General features: G+C 67.5%; 18 protein-coding genes. 15 read left to right on the forward strand and 3 right to left on the reverse strand.

Going from position 1 to position 23,361, the window contains the following annotated elements; translation table 11 throughout:
* The first annotated feature begins 113 nt into the window (after window positions 1-113).
* On the forward strand, window positions 114-1,322 hold the full coding sequence (locus HV773_RS27850) for a J domain-containing protein (protein ID WP_175197381.1): 1,209 nt from the start codon (window positions 114-116) through the stop codon (window positions 1,320-1,322).
* A gap of 25 nt (window positions 1,323-1,347) precedes the next feature.
* On the opposite strand, the gene HV773_RS27855 is transcribed toward HV773_RS27850, so the two are convergent.
* Both HV773_RS27855 and HV773_RS27860 read right to left on the reverse strand, forming a co-directional pair.
* Complete coding sequence (locus HV773_RS27855) at window positions 1,348-2,952, reverse strand: inorganic phosphate transporter (RefSeq protein ID WP_175197382.1); 1,605 nt, start codon at window positions 2,950-2,952, stop codon at window positions 1,348-1,350.
* Between the two features lie 377 nt (window positions 2,953-3,329).
* Window positions 3,330-5,249: a bifunctional sugar phosphate isomerase/epimerase/4-hydroxyphenylpyruvate dioxygenase family protein gene (locus HV773_RS27860; protein ID WP_175197415.1), complete on the reverse strand. Its 1,920-nt coding sequence runs from the start codon at window positions 5,247-5,249 to the stop codon at window positions 3,330-3,332.
* 316 nt (window positions 5,250-5,565) lie between these two features.
* On the opposite strand from HV773_RS27860, the gene aroQ reads away from it, so the two are divergent.
* The 14 genes from aroQ to HV773_RS27930 all read left to right on the forward strand — a co-directional run bounded on the left by aroQ (window position 5,566) and on the right by HV773_RS27930 (window position 21,067).
* Window positions 5,566-6,030 carry a type II 3-dehydroquinate dehydratase gene (gene aroQ / locus HV773_RS27865; protein WP_175197383.1) on the forward strand — a complete coding sequence of 155 codons (465 nt, stop codon included), beginning with the start codon at window positions 5,566-5,568 and terminating at the stop codon, window positions 6,028-6,030.
* A complete protein-coding gene (locus tag HV773_RS27870) occupies window positions 6,027-6,914 on the forward strand; it encodes a shikimate dehydrogenase (RefSeq protein ID WP_175197384.1) in 888 nt (295 codons plus the stop codon). Before aroQ ends, HV773_RS27870 begins: the two co-directional genes overlap by 4 nt.
* Before the next feature lie 95 nt (window positions 6,915-7,009).
* The gene (locus tag HV773_RS27875; protein ID WP_175197385.1) at window positions 7,010-8,377 is read left to right on the forward strand and encodes an MFS transporter; all 1,368 of its coding nucleotides are present in this window, start codon (window positions 7,010-7,012) and stop codon (window positions 8,375-8,377) included.
* 209 nt (window positions 8,378-8,586) lie between these two features.
* Window positions 8,587-9,261 (forward strand): TetR/AcrR family transcriptional regulator, encoded by a 675-nt coding sequence (locus tag HV773_RS27880; RefSeq protein ID WP_175197386.1) that lies wholly within the window; start codon window positions 8,587-8,589, stop codon window positions 9,259-9,261.
* Window positions 9,262-9,475: 214 nt separating this feature from the next.
* On the forward strand, window positions 9,476-11,149 hold the full coding sequence (locus HV773_RS27885) for a methyl-accepting chemotaxis protein (RefSeq protein ID WP_175197387.1): 1,674 nt from the start codon (window positions 9,476-9,478) through the stop codon (window positions 11,147-11,149).
* 79 nt (window positions 11,150-11,228) lie between these two features.
* Window positions 11,229-11,768 carry a chemotaxis protein CheW gene (locus HV773_RS27890; protein ID WP_175197388.1) on the forward strand — a complete coding sequence of 180 codons (540 nt, stop codon included), beginning with the start codon at window positions 11,229-11,231 and terminating at the stop codon, window positions 11,766-11,768.
* Window positions 11,765-13,291 (forward strand): CheR family methyltransferase, encoded by a 1,527-nt coding sequence (locus HV773_RS27895; RefSeq protein ID WP_246282426.1) that lies wholly within the window; start codon window positions 11,765-11,767, stop codon window positions 13,289-13,291. The genes HV773_RS27890 and HV773_RS27895 overlap by 4 nt, the downstream gene beginning before the upstream one ends.
* 55 nt (window positions 13,292-13,346) lie before the next feature.
* Window positions 13,347-14,033, forward strand: coding sequence for a chemotaxis protein CheW (locus tag HV773_RS27900; RefSeq protein ID WP_175197417.1), 687 nt, complete (start codon window positions 13,347-13,349; stop codon window positions 14,031-14,033).
* On the forward strand, window positions 14,030-16,384 hold the full coding sequence (locus HV773_RS27905) for a hybrid sensor histidine kinase/response regulator (RefSeq protein ID WP_175197389.1): 2,355 nt from the start codon (window positions 14,030-14,032) through the stop codon (window positions 16,382-16,384). Before HV773_RS27900 ends, HV773_RS27905 begins: the two co-directional genes overlap by 4 nt.
* Entirely contained in the window at window positions 16,384-17,418 is a 1,035-nt protein-coding gene (gene cheB / locus HV773_RS27910) for a chemotaxis response regulator protein-glutamate methylesterase (RefSeq protein ID WP_175197390.1), read from the forward strand. Before HV773_RS27905 ends, cheB begins: the two co-directional genes overlap by 1 nt.
* Before the next feature lie 101 nt (window positions 17,419-17,519).
* Window positions 17,520-18,635, forward strand: coding sequence for a diguanylate cyclase (locus HV773_RS27915; RefSeq protein ID WP_377730723.1), 1,116 nt, complete (start codon window positions 17,520-17,522; stop codon window positions 18,633-18,635).
* A gap of 126 nt (window positions 18,636-18,761) precedes the next feature.
* Window positions 18,762-19,613: an anti-sigma factor gene (locus tag HV773_RS27920; protein WP_175197392.1), complete on the forward strand. Its 852-nt coding sequence runs from the start codon at window positions 18,762-18,764 to the stop codon at window positions 19,611-19,613.
* Window positions 19,614-19,667: 54 nt separating this feature from the next.
* Window positions 19,668-20,186, forward strand: coding sequence for a sigma-70 family RNA polymerase sigma factor (locus HV773_RS27925; RefSeq protein WP_175197393.1), 519 nt, complete (start codon window positions 19,668-19,670; stop codon window positions 20,184-20,186).
* Window positions 20,183-21,067 (forward strand): anti-sigma factor family protein, encoded by an 885-nt coding sequence (locus HV773_RS27930; RefSeq protein WP_175197394.1) that lies wholly within the window; start codon window positions 20,183-20,185, stop codon window positions 21,065-21,067. Before HV773_RS27925 ends, HV773_RS27930 begins: the two co-directional genes overlap by 4 nt.
* A 174-nt stretch (window positions 21,068-21,241) precedes the next feature.
* Here HV773_RS27930 and HV773_RS27935 read toward each other — a convergent pair whose 3' ends face one another.
* Window positions 21,242-23,125, reverse strand: a complete 1,884-nt coding sequence (locus HV773_RS27935; RefSeq protein ID WP_246282428.1) for a trypsin-like peptidase domain-containing protein — start codon at window positions 23,123-23,125, stop codon at window positions 21,242-21,244.
* Window positions 23,126-23,361 lie beyond the last annotated feature (236 nt).

The raw sequence follows: 23,361 nt of genomic DNA on the forward strand, positions 1-23,361 counted from the left end.
GATTCTTGCCGCGCGCGCCGGCGTGTTATACCTTTTCCGATAACGCCGCCACCAACGCAGCGTGGCCACGCTGCCCGACGACTAAAACATTCCACGGAATCGACACCCCGGTCATGCCCGCCTCCGACCCACGGAACCGAGAAGACTACGACCGCCTGTATTACCGGCTCGATCTCGAGCCCGGCGCCAGCGCGGCCGATATCAAGCACAACTACCGGCAGCTTGCGCAGATCTTTCACCCCGACAAATGGCGGCATCCGAGCCCCGCGTCGCTGCACTGGGCCTCCGAGCAGTTCAAGAGGATCAAGGAAGCGCGCGAGGTGCTGGAGGCGTACTGGTCCGTGCACGAGGAGGCGCCCGCGAGCCGCGTGGCCCAGAGCGATGCGCAAGTGGCCCGCGTGCGCGAACAGGTGCGCGAACTCCAGTTGAATCGCGAGCGTCTGCGTGGCGAACTCGACTCGCTGCAAAGCGCGAAGCTGCGCGGCCTTGCCGAATTCGCGCGCATGCAGACCGAGCGCGAACGCCTGATCGGCGAACTCATGCGCCTGCGCGAGGAAGCCACGCACGAGCGCGCGAGCGCCGCCGAGCGCCGCAAGCAGGCGCAGGCAGCCGGTTCAGCCAAGTCCGCTAATGGCGACGGGGGTAACAGGGGCAACAGGGGCAACGGGAACCATCAGGGCACGGATCTCGCGCTGCCCGAACGGCACCCCGTGCGCGACTTCTTCTACTCGCGTTTCGACGACCCCGCGCGCGGCTGGCTCATGACGTTGAGCGGCCTCGTCGTGATGTGCATCGTCGTTTTCGTGGTGGCGCACAAGATCGTCTTCAGCGTATTCGACGCGGCCGGTTCATGGCGCTGGCTCGGCGAAACGCTGCAAGGGCTGCTGATTGCAGTGGGCGTGGTGCTGGTAAGCGGTTTTGCGTGGGCGCAGCGCACTTTCTATCGTGCCGATCGCGCGGGGCGCGAGCATGGCATGCCGCTGCCCGCGCATGAAACGTGGCTGCGCGTGAACGCCGCGCTGCGCGGCACGGGCCGGCATGGCGCCGAATGGCACATCGAAACCGTCAAGCAGTTGCCGGGCGATACGGGTTTCGAGTTGCGCGCGGTCCTGCGCTATTCCACGGCGCGCGAGGGCCAAAGCGGGGGCGAAGCGCGCCAGGCCGTGACCTTCTTGTGTCACGCGCGGGCCGCGAGCGCGGGCGAGACGCGCATTGCGTGGGGCTTCGGCGTGCAGGCGCCCGCGTGGTGGCTTTTGCCGGCGGCGAGAGTCGTGCGCGATTTGCGCAGACGGATCGAGATGGATCTCGCGGCGCGGCTATAAGCGTTCTGCGTATAGCGCGCTTTGTTCAGAAGAATTGACGGAACACCCAATATAGCAGCGCCGAAAGCGCAATCGACGCGGGCAGCGTGAGCAACCACGCGAGCGCGAGGTTGCGCACGGTTCCCCATTGCAGGCCCGAACCATTGGCGGCCATCGTGCCGGCGACGCCGGAAGCGAGCACGTGCGTGGTCGAAACAGGCAGGCCGTAAGCGTCTGCCATGCCGATGGTGAGCATGGCCACGGCCTCGGCGGACGCGCCTTGCCCGTAGGTCAGATGCTGCTTGCCGATCTTCTCGCCCACGGTCACCACCACGCGTTTCCAGCCCACCATCGTCCCCAGCCCGAGTGCGATGGCCACCGCCACCTTGACCCATGTGGGAATGAACTTGGTGGCGTGGTCCATCTGCTTGCGGAAGCCGTCCAGTGTGGCGGCGTCGGCGGCCGAGAAGGCGGGCGCGTGCGCTTTCTCCATCAACCGGATGGCCTCGGAAGCGACATACATGTTGTTGCGTACGTTATCGACCATCGCTTGCGGCACCTGTGCCATCGAGCCGGAACTGCTCGCCTGGTCGCCGATGGTGTCGGTGAGCGCGCGCAGCGCGGGCAGCGTGGCGGGGCGCAGATGGTGCGTGCTCACGTAGGCTTCGACTTCCGCACGCGGATTCTTGGGCAGCGCCTGGAGCGACTCCTCAGGTACGTAGCGCGCGAGCGTGGCCGAAGTCGCGCGCGCGGCGGCCACGAAGGTCACGGTCTGCTCGGGCGTGACAGCCTTGTTGAGCGCGTACGCGGTGGGCACCACGCCAATCAGGATCAGCATGATGAGGCCCATGCCTTTCTGGCCGTCGTTGGAGCCGTGCGCGAACGAGACGCCCGTGCAGGTGAGAATCAGCAGCGCGCGGATCCAGAGCGGCGGCCGTTCGTTCGGTTGTGGCTCGCGATAAAGGCGCGGCGCGCGCACGAGAAACTTCAATGCGAGCAGCACGAGCGCGGAGAGCACGAAGCCCACCACGGGCGAAAACAGCAGCGCCTTGCCAACGCCCAGTGCCTGGGTCCAGTCGACCCCGGACGTGCCCGAGGGGCCGCTGATCCACTGGTTCATGATGCCCACGCCGATGATCGAACCTACCAGCGCATGCGAACTCGACGAAGGCAGCCCGAAATACCAGGTGCCGAGATTCCAGAGAATGGCCGCGATCAGGAGTGCGAACACCATCGCAAAGCCCGAGTGGCTGCCCACCTGGAGGATCAATTCCACGGGCAGCAGTTGCAGGATGCCGAACGCGACCGCGCCGCTCGATACGAGCACGCCGAGAAAATTCCACGCGCCGGACCAGATCACGGCGGTATGCGGTTCGAGCGAATGGGTGTAGATGACCGTGGCGACGGCGTTGGCGGTGTCGTGAAAACCATTCACGAACTCGAAGCCGAGTGCGATGAGGAGCGCGAGGCCGAGCAGGACGAACGGCAGTGCGGAACTGCCTTGCACCGCGCTCAGGTCGACGACGAGATGATCGATAACATAAACCGCGCCGGCCGCGATGATGAGGAAAAAGAGCGCGGCGGCAAGGCCGCGGCTGCGCGGCTGCATGGCGCGCGGCGGGCGCGGCTGGGATAGGGGAACGTCCGGCATGAATGTGCGCTGATGGTTGGGCTCAGGCGCCTCGCGTGCAGCCGTAAAAAGCCGATGTGCGATGACGCCGAAAACCGATGGCGCCGATGGCGGTGGACGCGTCGAACGCGCCAGAACCGGGGCGGCTCGATCGAGACGCGCCAGTGTCTCATAATGATTCGATCACCGGAGCCGGAATGACGCCGTTGCGCGTTGCTGCAGTGCACAGACGCCCGTGTGACGCGGGTGCGCGGGAAATTGCGTCGTATTGACGCGTGTTGATAAGCGTGGAGATGGACTTGCGTCGGCGCTGGCGCCTGCGCCGGGTCCGCAGTCACAGAAAAGCCCGGCTCGAAGCCGGGTTTCTTCATTGCGGAGTATCAGCGATTTGATTGGGATTACTGATCTATTGCCGATGTGTCGCCCGGACTCGCCGCCCGCGATCGCTGGCGGGCTTGTGCGGCGAGGCGCACTGCGGCGTTCGGCGCGCCGTAGCCGTCATAGCCGCCGCGCCGCTCCACCAGTTCCAGGAAGAAGCGTTGATCGAGCGTTTCGGTATAGGCGTGCAGAAACTCGCCGCCTTGCTCGTCGCGGTCGTACAGGAGGTTGTGCTGGCGCAGCGCTTCGAGGAATTCGGCACGCAGTGCGTGACGCGCGTCCAGATCGTCGTAGTAGTTGGCCGGCACGCGCAGCAGCGGCACGCCAGCCGCTTCGAACTCCGTCACCGCGCGGAAGATGTCGGCGGTGCTGAACGCCAGGTGGTTCAGGCCGGTGCCGTGATAGGCGCGCACGGTTTCGGCGGTGGCGGTGTGCGGGTCGACCGAGGCGTTGAGCACCATGCGCAGGCCACGGTCCGCGCTGAACAGCGCACGGCTGCGCACGAGGCCATACGGATCGGGCAGCAGGACTGCAGCGCTCGCCTGCAGGCCGAACACCGCTTTCAGGAACAGCACCCACGCATCGAACGAACCGGCCGGCAGCGAAAGGCTCACGTGATCGATGCCGATGATGGGACCGACCTCGGTGGGACCGTCCACATCGGTGAGAATGAAGTCGGCTTCGAAGAGCGTCGGTTGGCCCGGCTGCTCGTTAACGAAATAGTTAAGACTTCCATCCGGCGCTTGCACGGCCGGCACTACGCGCTCGTTGGGGCCGACGCGGCCCGAAAACGGTTGATAGCCAAAGCCTGCCGCGCGTTCGAGCGCGATGCGCGCGTCGTCCACGCGCAGTGCGGAGGCGCACAGCGAAAGCCCGTGACGCTGGAAAAACGCATCGGCGAACGAATCGGGTTCGGCGTTCAGCACGATGGCCGCCGAGCCATGCCGATAGAGCGTCACGTCCTTAGAGCGATGCTGCCCCGCGCGGCGGAAATGGAGTCTTTCGAGCCAGTCGGCCACGCGCTGACGCGCGGCGTCGTCCACCGCGAATTCGAGAAATTGCCATCCCGCATGCGCCGGCGGCGCGCTCGGGTGGTAGAGCGGCGCGGCTTTGTCCGCGTTGTCCAGTGCTTCGCGCGTGAGTTCTTCGAGTAGCAGCAACGAGCGATGGCCGTCCGCCGCCGTCGCCGCGGGTGGCGCGCCACGAAAGCCGTCGTTGAAGATCTCCAGTGAAAGCGGGCCCGTGTAACCGCTCTTCACCACCTGCGCCGTGAAGTTCGCGAGCGCGAAATCCCCCTGGCCAGGAAAGCAGCGGTAATGGCGGCTCCATTCGAGCACGTCCATGTTCATTTTCGGCGCGTCGGCGATCTGCACGAAGCCGATGCGCTCGCCCGGAATCGTTGCGATGGCATCGGGCGTGTCGTCGAGCGAGAGCGTGTGGAAGCTGTCGAGCGCAAGCGTGAGGTTCGGATGATTCACGGCGTTCACGAGCTGCCATGCATGGCGATACGTGCGCACGTGGCGGCCCCAGGCGAGTGCTTCGTAGCAGGTCACCACGCCAGCCTGGGCGGCGGCCTGCGCGAGCTGGCCAAGCTGATCGATGGCGAGCGCGTCGTCGCCGATCGCGTCGGGCGAGACGTTGCTGCACACCAGCAGCCGCTCCGTGCCCAGTTCGTGCATCACGTCGAACTTGCGCTTCACGCGTTCCAGGTTGCGCGCGAGCCGCTCGGCGCTCACGCCCTCGAAGTCGCGAAACGGCTGATACAGCACGATCGCGAGCCCGAGGTCGGCGGCCATGCGGCGCACATCGGCGGGCGAGCCTTCGAAATAGAGCAGATCGTTTTCGAAGATCTCCACGCCCGTGAAACCCGCGGCGCTGATGGCGGCGAGCTTTTCGGCGAGCGTGCCGCTGATCGAAACGGTCGCGATCGAGCGGCACAGCGGGGCGAGGGCGGAAGTTTGAGTCGGCTTGGACATGGCGTGGCGCGGCAACGAAGTGAACCTGCAGGTCGGCGGTGCGGACAAGCTGGAACACGCAAGCGCCGCCGGAGTGTTGCAAGGATAATAAAACTAACTAGTTAGTACAAATTCTCGAAAACCCCAGGGTGACCCGCACGCTTGAGCGGGGCACACTGGCGGCCATGCGTGGGGTGAGCGTATTTGTCGCGGTGCAGAGCAAATGAGCCTGCGAATGCCTCGCCAGCCGCGCTGTTGTAAAGCCGTTTTCGAGTTGTCGTTGTGTATTCTGGAGCGCCTGATGCTATTGCCGTCGGTACTGGTCCTGAACGGACCGAATCTCAATCTGCTGGGAACGCGGGAACCCGCGATATATGGGTCCGAAACGCTCGATGACGTGGCGCGCCTGTGCCGCGAAGCCGCCGAGCGGCTCCATATCGAAGTCGATTTCCGCCAGTCGAACGCCGAGCATCAGTTGATCGACTGGCTGCACGAGGCGCGCACGCGCATCGACGGCGTCGTCATCAATCCCGCCGCCTATACGCACACGTCGGTCGCGATTGCCGATGCGCTTTCCGCTATCGACAAGCCGGTGATCGAGGTCCATATCTCCAACGTCCATAAGCGCGAGGCGTTCCGGCACCATTCATTCGTGTCGCCGATTGCCGAGGCGATCATCGTCGGTTGCGGCACCCAGGGCTATGTGCTCGCGCTCGAACGCATGGCCACGCTGCTGGCAGCGAAGGTGAACAAGGTGGCGAAATGAGTGAGCACTCGAACAAGCCGCGCTCGTTTCTCTGCGGGCTGATCGGCAAGGGCATCGGCGGATCGCTTACGCCCGCAATGCATGAAAAGGAAGGGCGCGAGCTCGGCTTCAATACGGTGTACCGCCGCATCGATCTCGATGCACTCGGCCTCACGGTCGACGCGCTGCCCGAGCTCCTGCTCGCGGCACAGCGCATGGGCTTCGACGGCCTGAACATCACCTATCCGTGCAAGCAGGCCGTGATTCCCTTGCTCGACGAACTCTCCGACGATGCGCGCGCGCTGGGCGCCGTGAACACCGTGCTGTTCCGCGACGGCAAACGCATCGGCCATAACACCGACTGGTCGGGCTTCGCGAGCGCGTTCGAGCGCGGGCTGCCCGACGTCTCGCTCGAATCGGTCGTGCAACTGGGAGCGGGCGGGGCGGGCGCGGCGGTCGCGCATGCCGCACTGCAGATGGGCGCGCGCGCGCTCACGCTGTTCGACGTGGACGCCACGCGCGCTCAGGCGCTTGCCGGCGAATTGCAGGCGCGCTTTCCCACGGCGCGCGTGAGCGCGGGCAGCGATGGCGATTTGCAGCATACGCTGGCTGCCGCCACGGGCCTCATTCACGCCACGCCCACCGGTATGGCGAAGCTGCCCGGCTTGCCGCTGCCGGCCGAGTATCTGCATGCGCGCCTTTGGGTGGCCGACATTGTCTATTTCCCGATTCGCACGGCGCTGCTCGAAGCGGCCGAGGCGCGCGGCTGCCGCGTTTTGAGCGGCGGCGGGATGGCGGTCTACCAGGCCGTGGACGCGTTCCGGCTCTTCACTGGCCACGAGCCGGACGCCGAGCGCATGTACGCGCATTTGCAGTCGATGCTTGCACAGGACGCCGGCCAATAAATGGCTCGTTGAATAGCCCATCGAATAGCCCCTTATCCGCCGCTCGAGCATCACATCGGCGCACACGTATATAGAACGTCAGTCAGGAGAGAGACATGGCACCACCCGTATCGACGGGGCGCGACGCGCCTACCCTTGCCGCAGCGCCCGCAGAAGGCGCGTTGCGGCGCTCGAAGGCGCGTTACCGCATCCTCGGCCTGCTGGCCGTGGGCACCATGATCAACTATCTGGACCGCACGGTGCTCGGCATCGCGGCCCCGCAGCTCACGAAGGAGCTGGGCATCAACGCGGCGCTCATGGGACTGCTTTTTTCGGCGTTCTCGTGGAGCTATGTGGTTGCGCAGATTCCGGGCGGCGTGTTTCTCGACCGCTTCGGCAGCAAGCTCACCTATTACCTCGCCATGACGTTCTGGTCGCTGTGCACGCTCGTGCAGGGCTTCGTGGGCAGCGTGGGCGCGCTCCTCGCGTGCCGGCTGGGGCTCGGCGTGGCGGAGTCGCCGTGCTTCCCCACCAATAGCCGTGTGGTGGCGACCTGGTTTCCGCAGCACGAGCGCGCGTTCGCGACCGGAACCTATACGGTGGGCGAGTACATCGGCCTCGCGTTCTTCAGCCCGTTCCTGTTCGCGCTGATGGGCGCGTACGGCTGGCGCTCGCTGTTCTATGTGGTGGGCGGCGTGGGCATTGTGTTCGGGCTGGTCTGGTGGGCGTTTTACCGCGAGCCGCACGACCATCCGGGCGCGAACCGCGCGGAGCTCGACTATATCGAGGCGGGCGGCGGCCTCGCGAAGCACGACGCAAAACCCGCCGAAGGCGAGAAAGGGGACCAGAAAGCCGGCAAGAAGGGTTTCGACTGGCGCATGGCCGGCCAGTTGCTGCGCCGCCGCCAGCTCGCGGGCATCTGCCTCGGGCAATTCGCAGGCAACTCCACGCTCGTGTTCTTCCTCACGTGGTTCCCGACCTACCTCGCCACCGAGCGCCACATGGGCTGGCTCAAGATCGGCTTCTTCGCGATCATGCCGTTCATTGCCGCTTCGGTCGGCGTGATGTTCGGCGGCACGTTCTCAGACTGGATGCTGCGCCGGGGCTTCTCGGCCAACGTGGCGCGCAAGCTGCCGATCATCGCCGGTCTGCTGCTCGCGTCGTGCATCATTCTCGCGAACTTCGTGCAGAGCAACGTGACGGTGATCGTGATTCTCTCGGTGGCGTTCTTTGCGCAGGGCATGGCCGCGCTCGGCTGGACGCTCGTTTCCGATATCGCGCCGGCTGGCATGCTCGGCCTCACGGGCGGCATCTTCAACCTGGCGGCCAACCTCGCCGGCATCGTCACGCCGATCGTGGTCGGGCTGATCGTGGGCGCGACGGGCTCGTTCGTGTGGGCGCTAGCGTTCATCGGCGCGATCGCACTGTTGGGCGCCGCGTCGTACATCTTCGTGGTGGGCGATATCAAGCGCATCGAGCTGTAAAAAGCGCGCGTGCCTGGCGCTCCGGCGACCCGCGCCGGGGCGCGTCGCCGGGCTCATCGGGAGGCTCACTAGACGGCCCGCGAGAAGACGCACTGAAGGTCCAGTGAAGGTGCGCTGAAGGCCCACCCAGCGCGGCCAGACCGGCCGGTACGCGCCGGACCCCATGCTAGAATCGGCCGCATTCCTTCCCACTCGCGCACTCCAGAAAAATGGCAAGACCGGCGGCTTCGGCCGAAAGCAACGACGCTCAATCCGAAAGCCGGCGCAAGTACGACCCGGAGCAGACCAAGCGCAATATTCTCGAAGTGGCGACCGCCGAGTTCTCGGCCATGGGTCTTGCGGGCGCGCGCGTGGATCAGATCGCCGAGCGCACCCATACCACCAAGCGCATGCTTTATTACTACTTCGGCAGCAAGGAAGGGCTGTACGAAGCCGTGCTCGACAAGGTCTACGCCGATATCCGCGCGCTGGAGCAGGACCTGCATATCGACGAGCTCGATCCCGAGGAGGGCTTGAAGCGTCTCGTCGAATTCACCTTCGACTATCACGACCGTCATCGCGACTTCGTGCGCCTCGTGACGATCGAAAACATTCATGGCGCGAAGTACCTCGAGCGGCTCAAGACGTTCCGCAGCCGCAATGCCAGCGTGATCCGCACTATCGAGGACCTGCTCGCGCGCGGTGTGAGCACGGGTGCGTTCCGCGACGACATCGACCCCATCGACCTGCATTTGCTCATCAGCTCGATGTGCTTTCATCGCGTGAGCAACCGCCATACCTTCGGCGCGGCGTTCGGGCGCGATCCCTCGCATCCGCGGCTGCGCGCGCGTCATCGCGAGATGGTGGTGGACGCCGTCGTGAGGTTCGCGCGCAAGGCCGGCTGAACCCCGCCACTGCCCGCAAGTAATCCCGATATTCGCGCTGCATAGTGTGGCGTCGGCGCATCCTGTTCTTCCCTCATCCCATAAAAGTGCCGGGACGCATTACACTACGCCCCGGAAGCCCGGCTGACGGGCTTTTGCTGCGTCGTCTGTTCGCTCGCGCACATGGCGCGGGCGGCGGGCGTCGTCCCTCGCCAATCGGATAAGGCCACGCGTAATGAGCACAGCCATGCCCCGTTCCGGCTCCGCCGGATTGCCGCGCCAGACCCAGGGTCGCTACACACTCGGAGCGCGCATCGTCTTGAGCTTCGGCTTGCTGTTCGTGCTTATGCTCGTGATGGCCGCGATCTCCTACGACCGCCTGCGCAACATCGACGATGAAGCCGTGAGCCTCACGCGAGATTCCGTGCCTGGGCTGTTCTATTCGACGGCCCTGCGCACCTCCGCCGCCGAGGTGCACGATGTTCTCGAGCGCGCCACCTTTGTCGAGCCCGATGCGGCCGGCATGACGCGCGTGCTCGGCCAATTGCCCGCCGCCGTCAAGCAGGTCGACGAGAACGCCGCGCATTACGAAGCCACGGTGTTTCGCAGTGACGACCGCGAGCGCTATCAACGCTTTCACGACGCCTACGCGCGCTTTCTGCCGCAACTGAAGGCCGTCGCGCAACAGTTGCCGGCGCAACGCGCGGCCGCGCAGGCGGCGTTCTTCCAGCTCGATGGCGCGTGGCAGGAGGTGCTCGCCGCCGCCAATACGCTCGTCGACGAAAACCGCAACCAGGCCGACGACTCCGCGCAGACCATCCGCGGATCGGTCACGGGCACCGAAATCACGCTCGCGACGGCGCTCGCTGTCGTGCTGCTCGCCTCGCTCGTGACCGGCTATGCGCTGCATCGCGCGATCACGCGGCCGATGGCGCGCTTGGTCGAGGTGCACGATTCGATGCGCATGGGCAATCTCTCGCAGCGCCTGCAACTGAACCGCCAGGACGAATTCGGCGTGCTCGAAGACGGCTTCAACCGCATGAGCGACGAGCTCACGAGCCTCGTGGCCCAGGCGCAGAAGTCGTCGCTCCAGGTGACCACTTCGGTGGCCGAGGTGGCGGCCACCTCGAAGGAGCAGCAGGCCACGGCGAGCGAGACCGCGGCCACCACGACCGAGATCGGCGCGACCTCGCGCGAGATTTTCGCGACCGCGCGCGACCTCGTGCGCACGATGGGCGAGGTGGCGACCGTGGCCGAGCAGTCGGCGGCGCTCGCGAGCACGAGCCAGAGCGGCCTCACGCACATGGAGGACACCATGCGCAGCGTGATGGAGGCGGCGGGCTCGGTGAACGCCAAGCTTTCGATCCTCAACGAGAAGGCCGTGAGCATCAATCAGGTGGTGGCGACCATCACCAAGGTCGCCGACCAGACCAACCTGCTTTCCCTGAACGCCGCCATCGAGGCGGAAAAGGCTGGCGAGTACGGGCGCGGCTTCGCGGTGGTGGCGACCGAGATCCGGCGTCTCGCCGACCAGACGGCGGTGGCCACCTATGACATCGAGCAGACCGTGAAGGAGATCCAGTCGGCGGTCTCGGCGGGCGTGATGGGCATGGACAAGTTCGCCGAGGAAGTGCGCCGCGGCATGCACGACGTGCAGGAAGTGGGCGCGCAGCTTTCGCAGATCATCGGCGCGGTGCAGACGCTCGCGCCGCGCTTCCAGGTCGTAAACGACGGCATGCAGGCGCAGGCCACCAGCGCCGAGCAGATCACCCAGGCGCTCACGCAGCTTTCGGAAGCCGCGCAGCAGACGGCGGAGTCGCTGCGGCAGTCTTCGCAGGCCATCGACAATCTCACGCTCGTGGCCAACGAGCTGCGCACGGGCGTGTCGCGCTTCAGGATCGAGGCGTGAGCGGATTGATGCCGATGCTTGCGGGCGAGGGCGTGGATGGCGGCGGGCCTTGCTTGCCGGTTCATTGAACGGAGCCGCAATGCTGTTTCTCGTGTTCGAGCTGGACGGCGAACGCTACGCGCTCGATGCGCGCGAGATCGTGCGCGTGCTGCCGCTGCAGCCGGTGCGCGCGTTCGCGGGCACGCCGCCGTATATCGCGGGCGTGATCGATCACGAGGGCGCGCCGGTGCCGGTGATCGACATGGCGATGCTCGCGCTCGGTCGGCCCGCGCGCATGCTGATGTCGACGCGGCTCGTGCTGGTGGATGACAACGCGCCGGCCGCTTCCAATGTGGTTTCGGCCGCTGGCGAAAGCGTGCCGCCGCGCCGCATCGCGCTGCTGCTCGAATGCGCGACGCGCACCCAGACCCTCGCGCCCGAAGCGTTTGCCGAAGCCGGCATCGCCACGCCCGAGGCGCGCTGGCTTGGCCCTGTGGCCCGCGATGCACATGGTTTCGTGCAATGGGTGAAGGTCGGGCAGTTGCTCGACGAGCGGGTGCGCGCGCTGCTGTTTCCCGATCCGCCCACCTGGCGCGACGCGGCTTCCGGCAACGTTTCGCCGACCGGGCGCGCGCCATGATGTCCGCCCAGCCGCACGTGGACCCGCGCTTCGTGACCTGGCTCGCGCAGGAGACCGGCATCGACGCCGAATCGCTGGGCGCCCACGCGCTGGCGCGCGCGGTGGCCGCGCGCGCAGCGCTGACCGTGGCCGGCGGCGATCACGGCGGCACGACCGTGCCTCACGGGGCGAGCGCCTCGCGCGCGCTGCCGGCGCATTGGGATCGCGGCGCGGTGCTGCCTGAAGCCGTGAGCGATGCTTATTGGGCGCGACTGACGACCGACGTTGCCGAGCGCCAGACGCTCATCGACGCACTCGTGGTGCCCGAAACCTGGTTCTTCCGCGAGCGCGAGGCATTCGCGGCGCTTGCGCGCGGTGGCGTGCAGCGCCTGGCGGCCGAACCCGGCGAACTCGTGCGGGTGCTCAGCGTGCCGTGCTCGACCGGCGAGGAGCCCTATTCGGCGGCGATGGCGCTCATGGATGCGGGCCTCGCGCACGAGCAGTTCGGCATCGACGCCATCGATATCAGCGCCACTTCCATCGAGGCCGCAACGCGTGGCGTGTATGGCCGCAATGCGTTTCGCGGCGATGCGCCGGCGCTGCGTGAGTTTCGCGAGCGCTACTTTCACGCGGCGCCGGACGGCTGGCAGCTCGGCGACGCCGTGCGGCGCGCCGTGTCGTTCGAGCGCGCGAACCTGTTCGACTGGCTCGCGGCGCACCCCGTGCGCTATGACTTCATTTTCTGCCGCAACGTGCTGATCTATTTCGACCGCGAGGCGCAGGATCGCGCGATTGGCCTGCTGCGCGCGCGCCTGGCCGTTGGCGGCATGATTTTCGTGGGGCCGGCCGAGACCGGGCTCATGATGCGTCATGAGTGGATCTCAGCGCAGATTCCGCTTGCATTTGGCTTTGTTGCGCCGGGCGAGGGTGCTGCGCGTCGCGGGCATGTTTCGGATGACTTACGGATTGCCCGGGCTGCTGCGCCCGCCGCATTGCCGGATCCTGCAGTGCAGGCGCTGCCGCTGGCGCGGCGTTCGCCGCCCGTCGCGCTGTCTGCGCGCGCGGGCAGTGCGGCTGGCGTGGTGGCCGGCAAAGCGTTTTCCGTTGCGAGCGCCGCTGGAGCGCTAAGCACACCGTCGGCGGTGCAAGCGAATGGCGCATCCGCCGCGCCGCGCGTCGCTACCTCAGGCGTCGCCATGCCGGGCGTCGCTACGCTGGCCTCCGCGCGCCGCCTCGCCGATTCGGGCGCACTCGACGAAGCTGCCCGCGCCGCCGCGCAAGTCGCGCAAGCGTCCCCGCAAGATGCCGAGGCGTGGTATCTGCTCGGTGTGATCGCCGACGCCCAGGGCCGGCCCGCGCTGGCGCTGGAGCACTATCGCAAGGCGCTGTATCTGGAGCCCGGCCATTACGAAGCGCTGACCCATCTGGCCGCGCTGCTCGAAGTGCAGGGCGACGCCCAGGGCGCGCGTCGGCTGATGCGTCGCGCCGAACGCGCCGCGCCAAACCTGTCGCGTCGCCCGGGCCATGGAGGCGCGGATGCGTGACTCGACCTCTGAGCACCTGAACGACATGCAAGCGAACCCGCAAGAGCATGACGCCATGCACGATTTGACCGCGCACGCCGCGCCGCTCGACGATTGCTGGAACCGCATCGGCACGCGCGGCGATAGTTCGTGCGAGCGTCTCGCGCAGCATGTGCGCTGCCTGAATTGCCCCGTCTTCGAAGACGCTGCCGCGCGCATGCTCGATCGCCCCGCGCAGCGCACGCTCGAAGCCGGAACCGGCCACTCGGGGCAATCCGCCACCCAAACCGGCGCGGCGCGGCGGGAAGGTTCGCTGGTGTTCCGCGTGGGCGCGGAGTGGCTCGCGCTCAGCGCGCAGGCGCTGCGCTACGTGGGCGAGGCGCGGCCGATTCACTCGCTGCCGCACCGGCGCAGCCCGGCTGTGCTCGGCGTCGTGAACGTGCGCGGCGTGCTCACGCTGGCGGCTTCGCTCGCCGAACTGCTGCGTATAAACGTAACAGCCGACGTAACGGCTAATTCCACAACCGCAACCGCCACGCCGCGCCTGCTCGTGGCGGAGTGGGATGGCGAGACGACGGCATTCCCCGTCGACGAGGTTGAAGGCGTGGCGTACTTTGGCGCAGGCGACTTGCTTCCCGCGCCGGCCACGCTCGCACACGCGGCGGGCCGGCACGTGCGCGGCGTGTTCGCGTGGCGCGGGCGCTCGGTGGGCGTGCTCGAACCCGACGCGCTGTTCGGCGCGCTAACCCGGAGCCTGCGATGAGCGACGACGAACTGAGCCGCCGCTCGCTGCTCGACCTCTTCCGCGAAGAAGCGCAGACGCAGACGCGCACCCTCTCGGCGGGCCTGCTCGCACTGGAGTCCGCGCCCGCCGACGCGCCCACGCTCGAAGCCTGCATGCGCGCGACGCATTCGCTCAAGGGCGCGGCGCGCATTGTCGGCTTGCCCGAGGCCGTGGACGTGGCGAGCGCGATGGAGGATTGCTTCGTCGCCGCGCAGCACGGCGATGTGACGATCGACGCGGCGCGCATCGACGTGCTGCTGGTGGGCATCGATTTACTACTCGCGGCAGGCGACGCGTCGGCGCCGCCGCTCGCGCGCGAGCTCGTCGACGATTTCGTCGCGCGGCTGGCGGCGGCGGGGAGCGCGGCGGGTTCCGGTGCAGAGCCCGACGGACTGGCGGACGAGACGTACCAGCCGCACGTGGAGGACGCGACCGACGACGATGCCGCCGAGGCCCTGCTGGCCGCGAGTCTCGCAGGCTCGCCGGGTTCGAGCGTCGCCACGGTCGAACCTGCACGGCCGGCCGATACGCACGAAACCCACGCCGCTCACACCACCCGAACCGCCCACGACCGCGACCGCATGCTGCGCGTTCGCGCCGGTACGCTCGACCGCCTGCTGGGTCTCGCGGGCCAGTCGCTGGTGGAGTCGCGGCGCATGCGCCCGTTCGCGAACAACCTGCTGCGCGCGCGCCGCGCCCAGGGGGAAGTGCTGGCCGCGCTCGGTCATTTCCACGAACGCCACGCGCAGACGCTCGGCGCCGAGGCGCGCGCCTCGCTCGCGGGCATCCGCGAGCAGCTTGCCGCGCTGGAGCGCCAACTCGTCGAGCGTTTCGACGACCTCGATCGCATCGACCGGCGCGGCGCGCAGCTCGCGCAACGGCTTTACGACGAAGCCCTGCAATGCCGCATGCGCCCATTCGGCGACGCGGCGCACGCGTACCCGCGCATCGTGCGCGACCTTGCGCGCTCGCTGGGCAAACGTGTGCGCCTGGTCGTCGAAGGCGAGACGACCCAGGTGGACCGCGACATCCTCGAAATGCTCGACGCGCCGCTCGGCCACCTGCTGCGCAATGCGCTCGATCACGGCGTCGAAGATCCCGAGACGCGACGCAGCGCCGGCAAGCCCGAAGAGGCGCAACTCACGCTCGAAGCGCGCCACAGCGCGGGCAAGCTGCTGATCGCCGTGGCCGACGACGGCGCGGGCGTCGACCTCGCTGCGCTGCGGCGCGCGATTGTCGCGCGCGGTCTCGCGCAACCCGACGCCGTGGCGGCGATGTCCGAGCCCGAACTGCTCGAATTCCTGCTGCTGCCCGGCTTCACGATGCGCGAGCGCGTGACCGACGTGTCGGGGCGCGGCGTGGGGCTCGACGCGGTGCAGAATTTCGTCAAGGCCGTGCGCGGCACCGTGCGCATTGAAAGCGTGGCGGGGCGCGGCACGCGCTTCGTGCTGCAATTGCCGCTCACGCTTTCGGTGATGCGCAGCCTGATCGTCGAGGTCGCGGGCGAGGCCTATGCGTTCCCGCTCGCGCATGTGCGGCGCGCGTTGCGCGTGCCGCGTGCCGCCATCGAGATGCTGGAAGGCCAGCAGCACATCATTCACGACGGTCGGCCCGTGGGGCTCGTCACCGCGCGCCAGCTGCTCGGCGCGAGCGGCGAGCCGGCGAGCGCGGACGACGTGTGCGTCGTGCTCATCAGCGCGGGCCTCGGCGCCGACCATGAAGCGGCGCTCTACGGCATCGCGGTGGACCGCTTCGCGGGCGAGCATACGCTGGCGGTGCAGCCGCTCGACGCGCGCCTCGGCAAAGTGCGCAACGTGGCGGCCGCCGCGCTGCTCGAAGACGGCGCCGTGGCGCTGATCGTCGACGTGGAGGATCTCGTGGCCTCGGTCGCGCGCCTCGTGCGCGAAGGGCAGCTTGCGGGCGTGGCGCGCGGCAGCGACACCCAGGCGCGCGAACGCAAGCGCATTCTCGTGGTGGAGGATTCCTTGACCGTGCGGGAGCTGGAGCGCAAGCTCCTCGAAAAACGCGGCTACGCGGTGAGCGTGGCGGTGGACGGCATGGACGGCTGGAACACGCTGCGCAACGGCCAGTACGATCTCGTGATCACCGACGTGGACATGCCGCGCATGGACGGCATCGAACTCGTGACGATGATCCGCAACGACCCGCAGCAGCGCGGCGTGCCGGTCATGATCGTCTCGTACAAGGACCGCGAGGACGACCGGCGGCGCGGCCTCGACGCCGGCGCCGACTACTACCTGACCAAGGGCAGCTTCCACGACGAAGCGCTGCTCGACGCTGTGAACGATCTGATCGGAGAGGCGACCTGATGAACATCGGTATCGCGAACGACATGCCGCTTGCCGTGGAGGCGCTGCGCCACGCCATTGCGGCGCGGCCGGGGCATCGCGTGCTGTGGGTGGCCGCCGATGGCGAGCAGGCCGTGGACTTTTGCGCCGCGCAGCCGCCCGACGTGGTCCTGATGGATCTCGTGATGCCGCGGCTCGACGGCGTGGAGGCCACGCGGCGCATCATGGCGCGCTCGCCGTGCCCGATCCTGATTGTCACGAGCAGCGTGGGCGCGAACGCCTGGCGCGTGTACGAGGCGATGGGCGCGGGCGCGCTCGACGCGGTCGATACGCCCACGCTCGCGGGCGCCGCCGCACGCAGCACGATGGACCTCTTGCTCGCCAAGATCGACCGGATCGGCCGCGTGAACGGCACGCTGGAGACAGCGCGCCCGCCCGAGGCGTTCGCGGCCGGCGCCGACGCGCGCACGCCGCTGGTGGCGATCGGCGCCTCGGCGGGCGGGCCCACGGCGCTCGCGGCGGTGCTGGGCGCACTGCCGGCGAACCTGAGCGCGGGCATTGTGATCATCCAGCACGTGGACCAGTCGTTCGCGCTCGGCATGGCGGATTGGCTCGACGGGCAAACTGCGCTCAAGGTGCGCGTGGCGAATGAGGGCGACCGCGCGGTAGCGGGCGAAGCGCTGCTTGCGGCAACCAACGACCATCTGCGCATGACGGCTTCCGGGCGACTCGCTTACACACGCGAACCGGCTGAAACGCCGTATCGCCCATCCGTGGACACCTTTTTTCATAGCGTGGTCGAGCATTGGCCGGGCGAGGCGATCGGCGTGCTGCTCACCGGCATGGGGCGCGATGGCGCGATCGGCCTGAAAGCGATGCGCGCCAAGGGCTACTACACGATCGCCCAGGACGAGGCGACGAGCGCGGTCTACGGCATGCCGAAGGCCGCCGCCGCGCTGGGCGCCGCGCGCGCGATCCTGCCGCTTCCGGCGATTGCCGGCGAACTGGCGAGCCGCCTGGGCATGGTGGGGATAGCGAGCCCGCCGGCGCCTTAAAGACTGCCCGTGAAAAACCGTAATAGCTGCTGATGGACGTAATGCGGACATCAGGAAGACATCAAGCAAGTGAAACACCGACCGTGAAAGCGACAGACACCATGACCGAGAAGCCGAACCCCTCGACCGCAGCCGACTCCGCGCTGGCCGAAGGCGGGCCCGACGAGGCCTCGCTCGAAGGCGCGCTGGCCGCCGTGCGCACGGCGCTCGCGCAGCCGCTGCCCGGCGCCGAAGCGCCGATGATGGTGCTGCTGGTGGACGACCAGGCTATCGTCGCCGAGGCCGTGAGGCGCGCGCTGGCGAGCGAGCACGAGATCGACTTCCACTACTGCGCTCACCCCGATCAGGCCGTGCGCATGGCCGAGCAGGTGCGCCCGACCGTGATCCTGCAAGACCTCGTGATGCCAGGCACCGACGGCCTCACGCTGGTGCGCGCCTATCGCGCCAACGACGCCACGCGCGACGTGCCCATCATCGTGCTCTCCACCAAGGAGGAGCCGGCGATCAAGAGCGCGGCTTTCGCCTCGGGCGCGAACGACTACCTCGTGAAGCTGCCGGACAGCATCGAGCTTATCGCGCGAGTCAAATATCATTCGCGATCCTATGTAAATATGCTTCAGCGCGACGAGGCCTACCGTGCGCTGCGCCGCTCGCAACAGGAACTGCTCAAGGTGAATCTGGAACTGCGCCGGCTCACGCAGTCAGATGGCCTCACGGGGCTCTCGAACCGGCGCTATTTCGACGAATTCCTTGGGGCGGAATGGCGGCGCGCGCAGCGCGAGAACACGGAGGTCTCGCTGCTGATGATCGACGTGGATTACTTCAAGCCCTATAACGACACGTATGGCCACGTGGCCGGCGACAACGTGCTGCGCTCCGTAGCCGCCACGATCCGCCATGAGGTGAAACAGCCGCGCGACCTCGTGGCGCGCTTTGGTGGCGAGGAGTTTGCCGTCGTGCTGCCGGGCGCGGGCAGCGCGCTCGCGCGCCTGCTGGCCGAGAAAATGCGCCGCGACGTGGCTGGGCTGGCGTTACCGCATAGCGGTTCCGCGGTGAGCGAGCATCTCACGATCAGCGTGGGCGTGGCCACGCTCACGCCCACCGAGGCGCTCGCGGAAACCGCACTGATCGAAGAGGCCGATGCGGCGCTATATCGGGCCAAGCGCGAAGGGCGCAATCGCGTGGCGTATTCGACGGCGGTGACGGGAAGGGGGTGAGGGGGCCGGATTTCAGGATCGCCGTGACAACCCGCTTCGCGAGTGAACGAATTTGCATCCCCGTATGGAATAAGCGCCAAGGCACGGGTGTTAGTTCATCGTCTCCAACCAGGACGGTGGCTAATCATGGCTTTGCAGAGGCCGCGCGATGAGCGGACGGTTTCCGAAGGCGATATCCACGCCTACACCGATGGCGCGCTAACCAGCGAGCGGGTTGCGCGCGTGCGGCGCTATCTGGCGGCGCGCCCTGGCGAATGGCATCGGATTCTGTTCTATCGTCGGCTCAATGCCGAACTTCGTCATTCGTTCGGCGAGGCAGGGGCCGGGGCGGCGACCGCTGTCCGGCGGCCTGAGTCAGCGCGCCGTCATAGGGTCGAACATGGTGGCATCAAGCGCCGCCGCAGCAGCATCGCGCTTGCGCTCGTGTGTACGCTGACCGGCGCGGCGCTGGCGTGGTTCGCCGTTTCCGAGCCCAGTGCCCAGGTCCTCGACGACGCGGCGGTCATGGCGTTCATGGAGGCCGGCAATGGCGCTTCGGTGGCCTCTTCCGCGTCGTCTGCTTCGTCTGTGCATTCCACGCCGGAGTCGCTTGCTGCGCCGCTCGCAGATGAGCTCGTGCCGCCGACGCCGGCCAGTGCCCCCGCGCCCTTCGATTTCGCGCCGGCGGGTTTGCGGCTCGTGGCTTCCAGCACGGTCGAACTCGGGTTGTTTGCACGAGTGCGCCGCTGGATCTACGAAAACAGTGAGGGCAGGCCCGTCGTGCTGCTCGCTTCGCGCGCGTGGTTCGCTCGTGACGAGCGGCAATGGAGCGCACGCCGCGCCGGCAATCTGCGCCTGCTTGGATGGACCGGGCATGGCGAGCGCTGGGTGCTCGCGGGCGATGCGCGCACGCGTGGTTTGATGCGCGCGGCCGATCTTGCCACCCAGGAGCATACGGACCGCGTGGACGAGGCAGGCAATGCGGAGCAGCAGCGATGAGCACTCGCACGATGAGCGGGCAGATGAGGATGGCGAGGACTGCGAGGATGGAACATGGACATCCGTGACGAGCTGATAGAACACGTGCCGCGCCTGAGGCGCTACGCCCGTGCGCTGATCAACAACCGGGATCTCGCGGATGACCTCGTGCAGGACACGCTCGAACGCGCACTCGCGCGCACGGCGCTGTTTCAGGCGGGCACGGATTTGCGCGCCTGGCTCTTCACGATCATGCACAACCTGTTCGTGAATCAGGTGCGTAAATCGGCGGCGCGCGGCACGCATGTGAGCGTCGACGACGAGAGCGTACCCGAGACCGACTACGCGGTGCCGGCGCCCCAGACCGGCACGCTGGAGGTGCGCGATCTCGACTTCGCGCTGCAGCGGCTGCCGCTCGAGCAGCGCGAGGTGGTGCTGCTGGTCGGGCTGGAGGAAATGAGTTACGCCGAGGTGGCGCTGGCGCTCGACATTCCCATCGGCACGGTGATGTCGCGGCTTTCGAGGGGACGTGAGCGCCTGCGCGCGCTCATGGCCGGTTCCGTCCCGCGTGCGAATCTGAAGGTGGTGCGATGAGCGAGCAACATAATCCCGTGACCGAAGACGAAATCCACGCTTACGTGGATGGCACGCTGGCGCAGGCACGGCGTGCCGACGTCGAGCGCGAGCTCGAACGCAATCCTGAGCATGCGGCGCGCACGAGCGATTTCTTCGCGCTGAACAACCTGCTGCACGAGCGATACGACCGTGTGCTGAGCGAACCGGTGCCCGCGCGTTTGCGCATCGAGCCGGCCAGCCGCTCCGGCGCTTCGGGCAACGCCGGCGAGCCGGCCCGGCGTGGCGCGCGCGAAGCCGCGAACTGGCCGAAGTTCGCGGGCCTCGCGGCGGCGCTGGTGCTGGGCGTGGGTATCGGCTGGGGCACGCATTATGGCGCGGACATGCTGGGCGGCGCGGCGGGCCGTGGCGACCCGCCCGCGAATCTATCCACGGTGAGCGCGGACTCGACCATGAACTTCGTGCACGAAGCCGCGCTCGCGCATGTGGTCTACATGCCCGAGGTGGATCGGCCCGACACGATGGGCGCGCGCCGCGAGCAGGATTTTGTGCAATGGCTCGCGAGCCGGCTCGGCACGAACGTGCATGCACCGATGCTGGAAAAGAGCGGCTTCGAGCTCCAGGGCGGACGTTTGCTGCCCGGCGCGAACGGCGACGTCGCGCAGTTCATGTATCACAACGCCCAGGGCGAGCGCGTGACGCTATGCATTTCGCACCGCAAGGCAAGCAGCAATACGACCGCGTTCAAGCTCTATCAGGACGGCCCGGTGAACGTGTTCTACTGGATCGACGGCGACTTTGGCTATGCGTTGTCAGGTGGCATCGACCGCAAGGTGCTGCTGCAACTCGCGCACGATGCCTATGCGCAATTGACACCGACGCCGGCTTCAATGCCGCACTAGGCGCGCTCGCGATATCCACATGCCAACACCGATATTCCGCTTCTCATGAGCGGGGTATCGGCGTTGCACGCGGCGGCCGCGACGAACGCGGAGCGCAATACGCGACGAATAGATATTTTGAACTCCTGATAGTGTGAGCGGGTCTCGCGGGCATGCATCTTCGTGTCGCGTGCCTTACTGCGGTTTCACAGAAATGAAGCTGCGCGCATGGTTTCGCTGGATCAGCACGTCCATGCTTTTAGTCGCCCTGGCTTCCAGCTCGGCGGCCTGATCCTCGGTTTCGATCAGCGTTTCATTGAGCGTCAGCACGACGTCGCCACGCCGCACGCCCGCTTTCGCGGCGGGACCGGTCGACTCTTCCACCATCAGCCCCAGCGGCAGCCCGGTCGAGCGCTTTTCGTCCTCGGTCAGCGAATGCGTGATGAGGCCGAGGCGATCCGCGGTATGGCGTGGCGCCTGGGCGGCGGCTGCCTGGGCGTTTGGCTGAACCGGTGGCGGGGCGGGCGGTTGGACGGTCGCTTCCGTCATCGCCGTCTTCACGGCCTTGACGTCGTTCACCTGTGCCGTGTTGGCGACGGCTGGTGTGGCGGCAGCGGCGGCCACGGCAGGGGCCGCAACCGCAGCCGCGGCAACGGTCGTTGCGACCGGCGTCGCCGCTGCTGCGACCGGCGTTGCCACGGCTGCGACCGGCGTTGCCGCTGTTGCGGCTGGCGCCGGAACCGCACGCACTTCGTTTGCTGCATTGGCCGCAGGCGTCTCGGTGACGGCGTTCGTGAAGTGCGCCTGCGCCGGCTGCCGGTTGCGGATCACCGACAGCGGGATTTTCGTCGCGGGCGGCACGGCTGCGAGCTGCTCGGCGAGCGCCGTGGTGTGGTCGACCGGTTTGTCGCCTACCGCTACGATGACGTCGCCTGGATTCACGCCCGCCGCAGCGGCAGGCGAGCCGGGTTCGACGGCATCGACGAGCACACCGCTCGCGCGCGGCAAGCCGAGCGCCGCCGCGATCCCGGGGCTCACGTCCTCGACTCGCATGCCGAAGGTGCGGGTCGCCTGCGGGTTGCCGGCGCGGCCCGCGCCGGAATTCGCGTCGGCGTTGGCGTCGGCATTGGCGGCGGGCGGTGTCGTATGCGCGGCCTGCAGCTGCGCGCGGAACTGGTTTGCCGCTTCGATCGGAATCGCGAACGTCAGGCCCTCGTAGTGGCCGCTATCGGCGTAAAGCTGCACGTCGATGCCGATCACTTCGCCCGCGCGATTGAACAGCGGCCCGCCGGAGTTGTCGGGATTGACCGCCACGTCGGTCTGGAGAAACGGGAACGGCTTGCCGTCAGGCAGCGTGCGTGAGGTCGCGCTGACGATGCCCGTCGTCACGGTGTTCTGGAAGTTGTCGGGCGAGCCGATCGAGAGCACCGGTTCGCCCGCGTGCATTTTCGACGAGGCGCCGAGTTTCACGAACGGCAGATTGCGCGCGCCCTCGATCTGCAACACCGCGACGTCGCTCTGCGGGTCGACGGCCACCACTTGCGCCTTGAATTCGCGCTTGTCGGTGAGCCGCACGATCACTTCGTCGGCCTTGTCCACGACGTGTGCCGTGGTGAACACGAGGCCATGTGAGGTCACGATGAAGCCGGAGCCGGCGCCCGTCATCGCGCGCGGCGCACCACCGGACTGGCCATCGGACGGTGGCCGCGGCGCACGCCCGAAGAATGCGAAGAACGGGTCGTCGGTGTCGATGGCTTCCTGCTCGGGCGCTTCGGATTGATCGTCGGGGCCGCGCGCGATCACGTGCACGACTGCCGGGCCGTAGCGCTCGGCGAGTGCGAAGAAGTCCGGCGTGGCCATGGCGGCGGGCGTGACCGACGAACTCGCGGCAGTGTCCCCGGCGGCGGGGACGGCAGCAGGGACGGCAGCGGGCTTGCTTGCCGTGGATTTGTTGGCGCTGGCCCCGCTGGGTGCCGGCACGGGCGTTGCCGCGTTCGCCCGGAGGCAGAAAGCACTGGCGAGCGCCAGCGTGAGCGCCGCCGCGGGGCGCGAGGTGCGGGCGAAAATGAGGCGGAGCACAGCACACCTCCCAGGGCAATCGTGCTGGCGGACGTGGACCGGGATGCAATGGTGATGCAGCGGGCGCCGACAAAAATAGTGTAGTCACGCGGCGGCGCGAGTGGGGGGAGGGTTTGTCCGGTTGCGCACGGAGGGCTTGGCGCATGGCTCCGGTGTGCTCGCAACGAAGCCCGCAACGACTGGGCGCGCCTGACGTGCGGGTCCGCCATCCGGTTGAAAAATCGGCGCTGTATACT

Origin of the sequence: Paraburkholderia caffeinitolerans, assembly GCF_902859945.1 — a bacterium.
In the GTDB taxonomy this organism is placed as follows: Bacteria; Pseudomonadota; Gammaproteobacteria; order Burkholderiales; family Burkholderiaceae; genus Paraburkholderia; species Paraburkholderia caffeinitolerans.

Coding starts and splice junctions, on each gene's coding strand:
- HV773_RS27885 (WP_175197387.1), top strand. CDS start 9,476: ATGAGCACAGCCATGCCCCGTTCCGGCTCCGCCGGATTGCCGCGCCAG.
- HV773_RS27915 (WP_377730723.1), top strand. CDS start 17,520: ATGACCGAGAAGCCGAACCCCTCGACCGCAGCCGACTCCGCGCTGGCC.
- HV773_RS27875 (WP_175197385.1), top strand. CDS start 7,010: ATGGCACCACCCGTATCGACGGGGCGCGACGCGCCTACCCTTGCCGCA.
- HV773_RS27870 (WP_175197384.1), top strand. CDS start 6,027: ATGAGTGAGCACTCGAACAAGCCGCGCTCGTTTCTCTGCGGGCTGATC.
- HV773_RS27905 (WP_175197389.1), top strand. CDS start 14,030: ATGAGCGACGACGAACTGAGCCGCCGCTCGCTGCTCGACCTCTTCCGC.
- HV773_RS27920 (WP_175197392.1), top strand. CDS start 18,762: ATGGCTTTGCAGAGGCCGCGCGATGAGCGGACGGTTTCCGAAGGCGAT.
- HV773_RS27890 (WP_175197388.1), top strand. CDS start 11,229: ATGCTGTTTCTCGTGTTCGAGCTGGACGGCGAACGCTACGCGCTCGAT.
- HV773_RS27925 (WP_175197393.1), top strand. CDS start 19,668: ATGGACATCCGTGACGAGCTGATAGAACACGTGCCGCGCCTGAGGCGC.
- aroQ (WP_175197383.1), top strand. CDS start 5,566: ATGCTATTGCCGTCGGTACTGGTCCTGAACGGACCGAATCTCAATCTG.
- HV773_RS27880 (WP_175197386.1), top strand. CDS start 8,587: ATGGCAAGACCGGCGGCTTCGGCCGAAAGCAACGACGCTCAATCCGAA.
- HV773_RS27855 (WP_175197382.1), bottom strand. CDS start 2,952: ATGCCGGACGTTCCCCTATCCCAGCCGCGCCCGCCGCGCGCCATGCAG.
- cheB (WP_175197390.1), top strand. CDS start 16,384: ATGAACATCGGTATCGCGAACGACATGCCGCTTGCCGTGGAGGCGCTG.
- HV773_RS27850 (WP_175197381.1), top strand. CDS start 114: ATGCCCGCCTCCGACCCACGGAACCGAGAAGACTACGACCGCCTGTAT.
- HV773_RS27900 (WP_175197417.1), top strand. CDS start 13,347: ATGCACGATTTGACCGCGCACGCCGCGCCGCTCGACGATTGCTGGAAC.
- HV773_RS27895 (WP_246282426.1), top strand. CDS start 11,765: ATGATGTCCGCCCAGCCGCACGTGGACCCGCGCTTCGTGACCTGGCTC.
- HV773_RS27930 (WP_175197394.1), top strand. CDS start 20,183: ATGAGCGAGCAACATAATCCCGTGACCGAAGACGAAATCCACGCTTAC.